This is a genomic window from Klebsiella sp. 2019SCSN059 (genome assembly GCF_021739525.1).
Lineage (GTDB): Bacteria > Pseudomonadota > Gammaproteobacteria > Enterobacterales > Enterobacteriaceae > Klebsiella > Klebsiella quasipneumoniae.
In genome coordinates this window covers 67,968-79,644 of record NZ_JAKKOM010000008.1, presented here as the reverse complement: position 1 = coordinate 79,644, position 11,677 = coordinate 67,968, and the positions used below count along the sequence as shown (strand labels likewise).

11 protein-coding genes are annotated in these 11,677 nt (G+C 50.2%); 4 read left to right on the top strand and 7 right to left on the bottom strand.

Features of this window, described 5'->3' with window-relative positions; all coding sequences use genetic code 11:
* Positions 1-567: 567 nt before the first annotated feature.
* Together L2I46_RS11570 and L2I46_RS11565 are read left to right on the top strand one after the other, a co-directional pair.
* On the top strand, positions 568-1,848 hold the full coding sequence (locus tag L2I46_RS11570) for a DUF262 domain-containing protein (protein ID WP_016246209.1): 1,281 nt from the start codon (positions 568-570) through the stop codon (positions 1,846-1,848).
* The gene (locus L2I46_RS11565) at positions 1,845-3,797 is read left to right on the top strand and encodes a DUF262 domain-containing protein (protein WP_236947875.1); all 1,953 of its coding nucleotides are present in this window, start codon (positions 1,845-1,847) and stop codon (positions 3,795-3,797) included. Before L2I46_RS11570 ends, L2I46_RS11565 begins: the two co-directional genes overlap by 4 nt.
* Before the next feature lie 719 nt (positions 3,798-4,516).
* Here L2I46_RS11565 and L2I46_RS11560 read toward each other — a convergent pair.
* Genes L2I46_RS11560 through L2I46_RS11550 form a run of 3 tightly spaced genes read right to left on the bottom strand, consistent with a single transcriptional unit; the run spans position 4,517 to position 7,158 of the window.
* Positions 4,517-5,476: a quinone oxidoreductase family protein gene (locus L2I46_RS11560; protein WP_154978547.1), complete on the bottom strand. Its 960-nt coding sequence runs from the start codon at positions 5,474-5,476 to the stop codon at positions 4,517-4,519.
* Positions 5,477-5,517: 41 nt separating this feature from the next.
* Positions 5,518-6,243: a class I SAM-dependent methyltransferase gene (locus L2I46_RS11555; RefSeq protein WP_154978545.1), complete on the bottom strand. Its 726-nt coding sequence runs from the start codon at positions 6,241-6,243 to the stop codon at positions 5,518-5,520.
* A gap of 27 nt (positions 6,244-6,270) precedes the next feature.
* Positions 6,271-7,158 (bottom strand): NmrA/HSCARG family protein, encoded by an 888-nt coding sequence (locus L2I46_RS11550; RefSeq protein WP_154978543.1) that lies wholly within the window; start codon positions 7,156-7,158, stop codon positions 6,271-6,273.
* 91 nt (positions 7,159-7,249) lie between these two features.
* Between L2I46_RS11550 and L2I46_RS11545 the strand changes: the two genes are divergently transcribed.
* Positions 7,250-7,663: a winged helix-turn-helix transcriptional regulator gene (locus tag L2I46_RS11545; protein ID WP_154978541.1), complete on the top strand. Its 414-nt coding sequence runs from the start codon at positions 7,250-7,252 to the stop codon at positions 7,661-7,663.
* 36 nt (positions 7,664-7,699) lie between these two features.
* Here the strand turns inward: L2I46_RS11545 and L2I46_RS11540 are convergent, their stop codons facing one another.
* Complete coding sequence (locus tag L2I46_RS11540) at positions 7,700-8,089, bottom strand: RidA family protein (protein WP_154978539.1); 390 nt, start codon at positions 8,087-8,089, stop codon at positions 7,700-7,702.
* Between the two features lie 138 nt (positions 8,090-8,227).
* On the opposite strand from L2I46_RS11540, the gene L2I46_RS11535 reads away from it, so the two are divergent.
* Positions 8,228-9,151 carry a LysR family transcriptional regulator gene (locus L2I46_RS11535; RefSeq protein ID WP_154978537.1) on the top strand — a complete coding sequence of 308 codons (924 nt, stop codon included), beginning with the start codon at positions 8,228-8,230 and terminating at the stop codon, positions 9,149-9,151.
* Positions 9,152-10,047: 896 nt separating this feature from the next.
* Here L2I46_RS11535 and L2I46_RS11530 read toward each other — a convergent pair.
* The 3 genes from L2I46_RS11530 to L2I46_RS11520 are packed head-to-tail and all read right to left on the bottom strand — an operon-like array spanning position 10,048 to position 11,558.
* Complete coding sequence (locus L2I46_RS11530) at positions 10,048-10,797, bottom strand: alpha/beta fold hydrolase (RefSeq protein WP_032453711.1); 750 nt, start codon at positions 10,795-10,797, stop codon at positions 10,048-10,050.
* A 9-nt stretch (positions 10,798-10,806) separates the two neighbouring features.
* Complete coding sequence (locus L2I46_RS11525) at positions 10,807-11,061, bottom strand: YdgH/BhsA/McbA-like domain containing protein (RefSeq protein ID WP_044524334.1); 255 nt, start codon at positions 11,059-11,061, stop codon at positions 10,807-10,809.
* 35 nt (positions 11,062-11,096) lie between these two features.
* Positions 11,097-11,558, bottom strand: a complete 462-nt coding sequence (locus tag L2I46_RS11520) for a DUF6130 family protein (RefSeq protein WP_032453709.1) — start codon at positions 11,556-11,558, stop codon at positions 11,097-11,099.
* Between the last annotated feature and the right edge of the window lie 119 nt (positions 11,559-11,677).

The window sequence follows — 11,677 nt, the reverse complement described above, 5'->3', positions numbered from 1 at the left end:
CATTTGGTAATGGGTACGAGTAATATCTGTCACGATCGGCCGAGATGCGTGAGTGTTGGCAAATCATACCTTTTTCAGTTGGATCAACTGAGAATGGTATTATCCGTGGTATTGCTATGGTTTTCTTATTCAACCATTTGTAGTTAAAGGCATTTTTTCGATTATTGATAATTGAGTGGGAGTGAGGCTATTATTTAGCCTATTGTTTTATTTGATTTAGTGAGTGCCATTGATGATATGACTGCATTATCAATGGCATTTTTTATGGTTTAAGGCCGACGCTGAATCGAAGATATAGCAAATACCATGTGACCGTATCAGCAAATGCCATGGTATCGACAACCGGGTGCATTGCAGCGCTGTGCTGATGCCATCGATGCTCGCTTTGATCAGAACCGCTCTCTCGACCCATGCCCCAGATCGTTAAATATGCGCCAGAGGAGCACCTCGTGATAGAAATTGTGAACAAGACAGCCGCCACTCGGAATCGAAGTATCCATATAGGTGAATAAAGTTTGCGGAAAATACGCTGAGAAAATAGAAAAGCGTCAATGAAGGGACATAGGAATGGCGATTAACGGAGAGAACGGTGTTAGTGCAGTCACCGTGGATGAACTACTCAAGCAAGGCCTTCGGATACCGAACTATCAACGCCCATACAGTTGGGATGTATCGACTGCTCTACAACTGGTGGATGATATCAGCGAAGCTCTTCGAGATACCGAACGAAAAGATATTCCCTATGTTTTGGGTGCAATCATTCTTCACGATGATGGTGAGTATCTCAATGTAGTCGACGGGCAGCAGCGCCTGCTGACTTTGCGAATGATTCTTGCGGCCTTAGATCCGATAAATCATCAAATTTCGATGTCTGGTAACAGCGAAACTCCTGTCTCCCTAGTTTGGATAGAGCTTCAAAGGCGCCTGTCGCAGTTGGAAGATAAAAAAGAGTTTTTGGATTTTATCTGTCACAAATGTCAGTTGGTGCGTATTGTGACGGACGATATTGATGAGGCATTTCGTGTCTTTGATTCCCAGAACTATCGCGGCAAACCGCTTGCCCCTCACGACTTGCTCAAAGCACACCACCTGCGCGAAATGCACGATGAGTCCGCTGCTATGAAAGTGGCTGTCGTTGAGGCTTGGGAAGCCGTAAACGATGAGGATCTGGACAGGCTTTTTTCTACTTTTTTATACCGGATATCCAAGTGGTCACGAGGCGAAAGCTCGCTCGAATTTACTATTCGGGACATCGGCATGTTCAAGGGCATTTCATCACGATCCCACAGGTCATTTTCGCCAAATCTGCGATATCACCTTGCAGCACAAGCCGCTATGCCACTTCTAAGTGCATGGTCGGTATCCTCTACACATGATGCACGAAATGCCGGGCGCAGCCGCTTTCAGCTTGATGCCCCGATAATCGCAGGACGCTCATTTTTCGAGATGGTGACATTCATGCTTGACGAATTGAAGATACTGGAACAAGAGGTTATTGACAGAGGTTTCAAAAACTTTGGCCCATCTCAAAGTCGCTACCGCTACGTGTACGAATTGTTCATTGCCGCGCTGCTTTGCTATACAAACAAGTTTGGCGATGAAGATGTAGATGAAGTGCGAAATAGGTTATTCGCATGGGCATATGCCTTGCGGGTCGAGTTACTTCGTGTGCAATTTGTATCTGCTGACAACCGAGCGCGAGGTAAAAACGATGCAAATAAATCGCCTTTTGTTTTGCTACGTAATGCGATGACTGGAAGTGTTGTCCGCAAACTTCCAATAACAAGTAAGCCATACAGCGATAACCACGAAAAGGAACTCGTTGCTTTTATCAAGGGGCTGCAATGAGCAAGAAGGAGTTGAAACCTGAACTGTTAACAGTAGGCAAGTTATTCACTGACAATTATCTGATTCCTATTTATCAACGGAACTATGCTTGGCGGGCCGAACAGATTGAGCAACTTATTAGCGATATTCAAGACTCGGTGGTAGGGGGCCAGGACAACTATTTTCTTGGGAACCTTGTTGTAATCAAGCGGGGTAGAGAGGATGAGTTCGAGGTCATAGATGGACAACAACGACTTACAACCCTCTATCTGCTTCTTACCTTCCTGGAGCAAGACGGTGAGGGTGAGAAGCCGTCGGTTGGCCATGCAGGCCACTTGCAATATGAGTCGCGCGCACGGGCAACTGAGGCCCTGCTGCGAGTAGCACAGGAGGCGGCTAAGGAGCACGTTCGACCGCAGGGCTCCACGAGTAATGCAGATGCTGGCATTCATGAAGGCTACAGCATCATCAATCAGTTCTTCAAACAAAATGAAAACCTTAATCGCTCACGCGAAAAATTCTCCGATTTCTTGCTAACGAAGGTGACTGTCGTCCGTGCCTCGCTGCCACCCAATACCGACCTCAATCGCTACTTCGAGATCATGAACACTCGTGGGCAGCAACTCAAGCAGGTTGATATTGTTAAGGCTCGCCTGATGAGCAAACTGCCCAATCAATATGAACGCGAATGCTTTGCGTGGGTTTGGGATTCCTGTGCTGACATGGATTCTTATGTCCAGATGTCTCTGACCCGTGGTGACACAAGTTTGCGAAACAAAGTATTTGGTGATGAATGGTCCTGGCTGGAGGTGACCAGCTTCTCTTCGCTAATGGAAAGTCGTCCGCAATCCGGCATCAATTCATCAAGGCAATCCTCCGAAGGGGTATCGTTGTCCTTGGATGAGGCGTTGTCAAAATACGCTAAAGAGCTCGAGTCAAATTCCACTGAAGACGAGGGCAACGAGCGGTTTCGTTCAACTATTGAGTTTCCGGCCTTTCTGCTACACGTTCTAAGAATTATGAAAGGCGATGAGGTCGAAGACGAAGGCCTGCTTGACGACAAGCGCCTCATCAAGTCATTTGACGACGCCGTAAATAATGTACCCGATGCTAAAGCCGATTGGGTGCGTAGTTTTGCATTTATGCTTCTCAAGTGCCGCAACCTCTTCGATGGCTTCATCTTGAAGCGTCAATTCACGGCAAACATCGGTGACGATGGCGATTGGTCTCTCCAGCGACTGAAAAAAGGAGGTGGGGACAAGAAGCCAACCCCGACGTACATCCATGTTTTCTCGGCCAGCAATGGAAGCATAGAGGAGGACGGGAGTGCTGACCCACATACCCGAGATGTATTGCTGCTTCAGTCCATGCTTCGGATTACCTACACTTCTCCGCGAACGATGCACTGGATTACCAAAGTTCTTCGCTGGCTCTCCGTTAAAGCCCCTCGAGACGTGAAACATGCGGATCTTGCCGATTTGTTGAAGGGATATGCCCGCAGCAAGGTTAAAGAGACATTCTCCTTTGAGAAAGATCAGCAACCACAAGGGTTTGGTATCAGCCGTATCGTCTTTTCGTATCTCGACTATCTTCTGTTGAGTGACTCCTCAAAACGAGATTTCAAATTTCAGTTCAGAACTTCCATTGAGCACTTCTATCCACAGCATCCTGACAAAGAACAGTCGGGCGCGGTTGTTTCAGGTTCTAGCCTTAACCTGCTTGGCAACCTCGCGCTCGTAAGCGTCAGCGCGAACTCAAAATTCAGCAATAGCCTCCCCAGAGCAAAGGCCGAAAACTTCAAGGATACAATTGAACTTCAAAGTCCCAAGCTCAAGAGAATGGCGGAAATCACCCGAAATACAAACTGGGATGATCAGCAGATAACAGCACATCATGAAGCGATGGTGACATTGCTTCGTGATGATGTAAGTCTGGTGGAGGCAAGCGGAAGATCCAACCCAGGGCGTTGACTTCTTTGAATAACTGCTTTTGGACGAATATCCTTTGTGGTGTGCAAGTTGTCAGTCTAAAAGCGTTTTGCGTCGGGCGACACGATCAGTACAGTCTCCAAGTTTTCTTACCATGGTATTTTGTATGGTATCGACATGCAGATATAATGCTATTTTATTGATTTTATAGTGTTTTAAGACAGCATTGATCATCGAGTGGGAGTAGGGCTGGCCATAAATAGCTAATAAGCCTTTAGTAAATAAATGAAATACCTGTCAGTCTGACTGGCTTTTTTATGATTTCTCTGATTATGGAGTTTAACTTTCCACCTCAAAACCTTGCGGAGGTATTTAGTTTCTTCGCAGTGATGTTCATTGTGATGCTAGCCTTTTATATTTGGGGGCAGTGGCTGCACAGCATCGGACACTGGATCACACACTTTGAATATTGATGTGCAAACAATAGAACTACTTGAAGGTTAATCACTATAGTTCAAACGGATGCCCACTCATAGCTATTCAAACCAAGCTAATTCGGAGATAGTATTCACGATGAGTGTTGCAGAGTTACATCGATGAGCTCACCAGCTTGATGAACTGGGAGGTCGTTTCAGCCGGACGAGTGGGCAACAGGAGATTGATTTACCTACAAGTTGACGAAGCACAACTCGCGTCGACAGCATTCCAGGGTCGATAAGAACTAGTGCTTCGTCATGCGTGGCATATGTTATGGACAAATTTCACGGTCTCATGACAACGCGACCCAGCGGCTTGGCCGTTTCCGCATAGGTATGGGCCGCCGCAGCCTCTGCCAGAGGGAATATTCGGTCAACGATGGTGCGTATGCGTCCGTCAGCAACAGCTTGCAACAAATCATCTACGGTTGAGCGGACCGCAGGGGTCTCAAATAGCGGTCCCATGAATACGCCCGAGAGCGTCTGGTTGGCCTGCATGGCTGGCCACAGATCGACGACCAAATCGCCGCCACCGGCATTGCCGACGAAAATAAGACGACCTTCTGGAGCCAGCGCAGCAAGAGAACTTTGCAGCGTCGTACCCACCGGATCGATGACGAGATTGGTGCCAGCTCCATGGGTGATCTGCCGAACGGCGTCCACGATGTCATGTGCAGACCGATCCACGACATGGTTGGCGCCGACTTCAATCAGCTTACTGCTCCGCTGAGTTCCACTTGTCACAGCGATGACAGTGGCACCGACCTGCGCGGCAAGTTGAACGGCGGCAAGGCCCACGCCGCCCGCTGCCGCTTGGATGAGGACAGTGTCGCCGTGTGCGAGTTCGCCACGAGCGAAAAGGCAGTGATGCGCCGTCCCGAACGAGATCGGTAATACAGCTGCGTCTGTTGCATCCACTCCATCGGGTATGCGCCATGTACGACTCGCTGGCACAGCCCAGAGGGCAGCATGCGAGCCCTGCATATCAAACGCCGTGACGCGATCGCCGACTTGGCGGCTTGTGATATTCGACCCGACTGCCACCACTGTTCCCGCCGCCGCGTATCCGACTACCCAGGAAGGCTGAGGTGGTAGAGTCAAACGGCGATTAATCAGGTCACCACCTTCAACTGATATCGCCTCAACGGAAATCAGTACGTCATTAGGCCCAAAGGTTGGGGCTGGTATGTCGGCATACCTTAAAACGCCGGGAGATCCAGGCGCGTCATAAACTGCTGCTTTCATCTTGGTTTATCTCTGTCGTTGATTCGTTTGAACAATAGTGATCAAACAGTTGAATTGATGGAAAAATTGCTCGGAGCGCGTTTTGACAGCCACGCATGAATCAATCCGGCCTGAAAAAATTGCACGGAAGGTTCGAAACCTCCAGCCTCAATTATTGATGCAATTTTAATTGGCGGAAGAACGCTGACATCATTGGAATACACTTTGCGTATGCGGTCTATCCCCTCTGGTGAAATATCTGACGATGCCATCATGCTTATCCAGGCGCGAAGCAACACTTCATATTCTGGTGATGCCACATCCGAAGCCAAATCAGAACTAACAAGAATCCCTCCAGGCTTGAGTTTGCTAGATATTTCTCGAAAGAACCCTGATCGCTCTTGGTGGTCGAGAATGAATTGAGACACTAGAAAGCAAGTGGCCGCGTCATGAAGCTCAATGGTTGGGAGCGAATCAAGATAACCTTCGTGGAAATAACAACGAGAAGTAAATCCGTCCTCCTCTGCTCGTTGTCGGCAACCATCAAGCATAGGGCCGGAAGGCTCTACTGCTGTAAACCTCCACTCAGGATTCTTCCAAGCAAGGTGAGCCAACTCTGCTCCTGTTCCTACTCCGACACAGATAATTCGTGCGTCCGCAGGCAACTCGGCAAACAACGATTCAAGAAGGAGGTGCAAGCAATCTTTGATTGCTTCCGTTTTGGCCCATTGCATATCATAGTTGGCGGCCTGTTGATCGAATACTGCCTTAATTTCGTCTTGATTCATTCTTTTCTCCGCATTTTTGCTGCTTATCTATGTATGTTTCCTGCGTAGCGATTCTTCAAGTTTGTCCCGTCCCACCCCCATTAACCATGTACGCAACGAGACAAGTTCAGGATTGATCTCTCGCATCAAATCGAGATCTACTTGCTCTGATAGAGGGCCATCTTGCAGACTAGATGCCATATGGGCTAGGTCGGCGTTGGAGGACAGAACTTCATCTGGGAAACGAAAATATTTGATGGGTAGACCTGCTGCTTCCGAGAACACAGCTTCCAGTTCACGGCCCGTCACACGATCGCTGGCGATCTTCAGCGTCTTGCCGGCAAACCGCGCCTTGTCTAAGAACATCGCTGCAACGATCTTCCCGATATCTTGTACGGCAGTGAGCTGGATCGAATGATTGCGATGGATCAGGGAAACCAACCGCCCCTCATCAAGGCCAAAGCCAGGTCGAACAAGCATATCCATGAAGATCATGGGACGGATTATGGTGGCAGCCAGCGGCAGTTCGCGGATATATGCTTCGATACGGGGTTTGGCGTCGAAGCGCGGGACGCCTGTCAGTTCGTCACCAGCACTTGCGCCCGAAGAGTAGATGAAATGATCAACGTGGCTTCTTAGTGCCAGATCTGCGACGCGTGTTCCGTAACGGACTTCATCTTCTGCCGACAGGTTGGCTGGCATCACACTGAAAACGCCGTAGGTATCCTTCATAGCTCCTGCGATGACTTCGGCATCTTCCAATGATCCTTGCACGAGCTCGGCGCCAGCCTCACGCAGCGCAACTGAGGCAGGCTCGAACGGGTCTTGCACAAGAGCTCGAATAGGCCAGCGGACCTTCAACAGAGCCTTGGCCACTGATCCGCCTTGCCGGCCGGTGGCTCCGAAAATCAGAATAGGGCGATGTACTTTGTTCATGATTCAGTTCCAAAAAAAATGAGAATGTCTTACTCTATCCTCTATCTACGAATGGCGTAAGACGGCACTTTTTTTAACCCAAGGCACAAAAATGAAACTCTTGGACCAAGCAGGGCCGGACTCCCTCAGTGAAAGTCTTGAAGACGATTCATCATTCCAGCTAATTCCCTCTAACGGAATCTGCACACGACTCGGTGATAAATGGACCGTACAGGTTATCTGGCGTCTGGCCATCGCAGATGATCGTCGCCTGCGGTTTTCAGAGATCAAACGTGAGGTGGAAGGCATCACACAGCGCATGCTGACGTTGACATTGAGAAACTTGGAACGAGATGGTTTGGTCGAACGCCACTATTTTCCCGAAGTGCCTCCGCGTGTGGAATATGAGATCACGGAGATGGGGAAAAGTATGTTTCATGCGCTGGAAGGTATCAATATGTGGATCAGAGAAAACCTTCCGCATGTAGAGCTATTGCGTCAAACCTACGATACCAAAAAGCGTTGATGCATACCTGGGCAGCCTGGCATACGGATATGGGAGTTAAGGTAGTTTGGCAATGACCTTAATCTCGAACTGGAATCCGTATAGCCATGTCACACCAACTCCTGTCAAAGTAGGATAAGGCGCTTCCCCCCAGTATTCTGGAAGGACACTCCAGACCGTGTCGAGGTTTGATTCCGGATCGACGATAAAGAGGGTGGTGTCAACCACATCACTGAATGTGCAGCCCGCTGCCATAAGAACAGCATTTAGGTTATCGAATGCCGACCGGACCTGCGCTTTGAGGTCAGGTTCAGGAGAACCGTCCTCGCGGCTGCCAACTTGACCCGAAACAAACAAGAATCCGCTGGATTTTATGGCTGGTGAATACCGGTTGCGCTCATAAAGCGCCTGCCGACCGAGGGGAAAAACTGCTTCGCGTGTTGTCATTTTTGTTCCTTTTCAATGGTGAACTCTGGCCAATTAATAAAGAGGCAGTTTATATGCGCTGGGCCTACGAATAAACAGGAGACTTTGTTCATCACTGTTTGTAAAATACAAACAATCTGCTGAAAGAAGGGATGAAAAATGGATCGATTCGACGCGATGCGAGCTTTTGCTCGTGTGGTGGAGGCGGGTAGCTTCACAAAGGCTGCCCAAACACTGCATATGAGCAAAACTACAGTGACGCAGCTCATCCAACAATTGGAAGCACGCCTGCGCGTCAAGTTGCTCCATCGCACCACCCGTAAGCTCGGTGTTACTCCCGATGGCGTGGTGTATTACGAGCGTGTTGTCCGCCTTTTGGCAGACATTGAGGATGCCGAAACCAGCTTGTCCAGTGCAACGATCACGCCCAGAGGGCGCCTCCGTGTGGATGTGCCTAGTCCGCTGGCCCGTCTCATACTAGTGCCGGCGCTGCCAGATTTTCACGCACGCTACCCTGATATCCAGTTGGAGATGGGCGTGAGCGACCGAGCGGTGGATCTGATCAGCGACAACGTGGATTGCGTCTTGCGTGGTGGTGAAATCAGCGATCAATCCCTGATCGCACGGCATGTCGGCGATTTGCAAATCGCCGCCTACGCCGCACCAAATTATGTGAAACGCCTCGGCACTCCTACGAATCCGCAAGAGCTGGTAAATACCGGCCATCGCATTGTGGGATTCCTGTCCTCACGTACCGGTAAGATTGCTCCTTGGGAAATGTACCGTGATAGTGAGCGTATTGAAATTCGGAGTAGCTACGTGCTCGCAGTTGATGATGGCAATGCCTATCTCGAAGCGGGTTTAGCAGGGATGGGGGTGGTTGCACTACCCACTTATATGGCGGCAGTATATCAGGCATGTGGCGCTTTGATTCCGCTATTCGAACAATGGCGGTTTAATCCCATGCCGCTGTACTTGGCATTTCCACCGAACCGCCATGTCAGTGCCAAACTGCGAGCTTTTATTGATTGGATCATTGAGCTGATGCAGCATCATGTACCGAATGTCAGTAACCATCAATGACATCCCATCCCCTAGTCTTTACTTCAGCAACTCTATTCGTCGCTATACTGCCTGCCGACCTGTTAAATCGAAATCCCACGTAGACACCATCGCAGAGAGCTGCTGCATCAGCCGCAGTTCAATTACCGACCGCCAGGGTACTAGGTTAAATCCTATGCTGTCTCGTTCAACTGCTGATCTAGCCAAGTGTAGGAGAAGAATAAAGTAAATATAACTTTTCTGCATTTTAGCTGATTGTACATTGCTCTTTGAATGAAATTTTGATTATTCAGTCATTTCGTCCTTTCCTAAATCACTTTTGGACGTGCGACGTGAAGTCGTATGAAGCGCTGTTCACCGCTTTAAGAGTTAATGTATGATACGCCCCACATTTGCAAGTGAAAAATCCAAATAACAGAGTTGGTTTGCACTAATGTATTAAGAGTTTTATTGGGACGCCAATTAGTTAGCCTCAGCTCTACAATGAGATCCGCGCCAGATTGTCCTCGAAAGTTTGAAAGCAATTTAGTTGCTGTTCTGTCCATCAGGTCTTCAATCTGGTAACTAACTTTTTGACGAACAACTTAAAATCTATGGCGGCCAGTTGAGTTGGAGGTACAAGGTGGATAGAACTACATCGAGTCCGAGAGTGCTCACTGCTGAAGAGAAACAAGAGCTTCGGCGTGATATGGCAGAATCCTCCGCCTGGGCCAGAGCTGAACTAAAACGTCGACGAGCCGCAAAAAATCAAAAAAATTCTGTGCATGGTATAGATGATGGTATCGATAATGCCAACCTTTCTAACTAGCTGTTATGTAGGTATATTTTCTTATCATTGATATTCGAGTGGGAATAACGCCCGCCCGTTAATCGTTTTTGATCTAAGCCCGCATCCTGCGGGCTTTTTATTGCCTGTCTCATTTCACCGCTTGCTCAATCACCCGGGCAATCTCCTCCGGTTGGCTCACCATCGACACATGGCTTGCCGCCACCTCAGTGGTTTTCGCATCAATCGCCTTCGCCATCGAACGCTCCAGATCCGGATTGATCATCCGGTCATTCTTGCTGACCACATACCAGCTCGGCTTATCATGCCAGGCCGCATGCGTGACCTTTTCGGTAAAGGCCTCCGCGCGGATCGGGCCCTGGGTGGCGATCAGCCTGTTTTGCTCAGCAGCCTTAATATCTGGCGCAAAGTCCTGGCGTACCGATTTTTCAGGTAACCAGAGAAAACCCTCTGCGGTTTTAGCAATACCTGCGCTGCCCGGTGGGGCAGGGTAGCTCCCCGCCAGATCCGCAGTCGACTGGCCCGAGTCCGGGGCAAACGCCGCCACGTAAACCAGCGATTTGACCCGCGCAGCGTTACCCGCCTCGCTGATCACCGTCCCGCCCCAGGAGTGGCCTACCAGCACCACATCCCCGTGGGCCCGGGCGATGGCGCGCTGGGTTGCGGCGACATCCTCTTTCAGCGAGTTGAGCGGCAGCTGAACGGCAATGACCTCGGTATGCTGGCGTTGCAGTCTGTCGATCACCTGGTTCCAGCTGCTGCCGTCGGCAAAAGCGCCGTGCACCAGCACCACGGTTTTATTGCTACTCGCCAGTGCGGTACCGCTGGCGGCGGCCAGCAGCAGGCCCACCGCGAAGGTATGAAGAGACTGTTTTTTCATGGTGACGCCTCAACGGTAAATATCTGCGGTGCCCGACAGGGTGTTGTTCCCCCCGGCGGAGGTAATGCGAAACGCACCGGCGCCCGCTTTAACGGCTTTGGCCTGCAGTTTCGCCTCCAGATCCGCCAGCGACGTTGCGCCGCTGCTGTCGGAAACGGTGCCAATTTTTTGCAGCCCCTGAGGCTGGTTAATTTCCCGGGCAGCGAAAGCGGAAGACGCCATTGCGGCGGAGAAGGTCAGAACAGCAATCAGTAATGCTTTCATGGTTAAGATCCTCAAAAATAAATGACTGGTGGCGTTCAGTGCATAACCGCAGCATGCGGCGGTACGATGAATTCGACGGTCTTGCGATCAACAGGTTTATGGGTTGGATCGGCGAGAATAAGGGTCACCTTGTGATGACCGGCAGGCAGGCCCACCAGAATAACCGGCTCGCCGCTGGCGTCGGCCCAGTGCCAGGGGTTGTCATCCACGATGACGTGGATATGGCCGATGCGCGGCGCCACTTTCAGCGCCTCGGGCCCGAACACCGGTTCAATACGCATGTTCTCGGCGCGGTATTGAATAAAGACCGCACCTTTACTCAGCGGGCCCGCCAGCGGCGGATCCACAATCAGTGTTGCCGGTGGCTGGGGCTGTTCGGGCGGTGCAACGGCGGCGGGGCCGTTAACATCCGCGGCGCTGAGTCCGCTAAGCGGTGCAGCCCAGGCGCAGCCTGATGTCAGCGCGAACAGCGTGAAGAGTAAATGTGGACGTATCATCGGGGTATCTCCTCATCGGGTCATCAATGGCGACAGCCTCATAAAACCATTTTTATGTATCGGGTCTGTTTGCTGTGGGCGGCTTTTTTGTATGGCTGCGTAAGCAGGGCGGCGTGGAT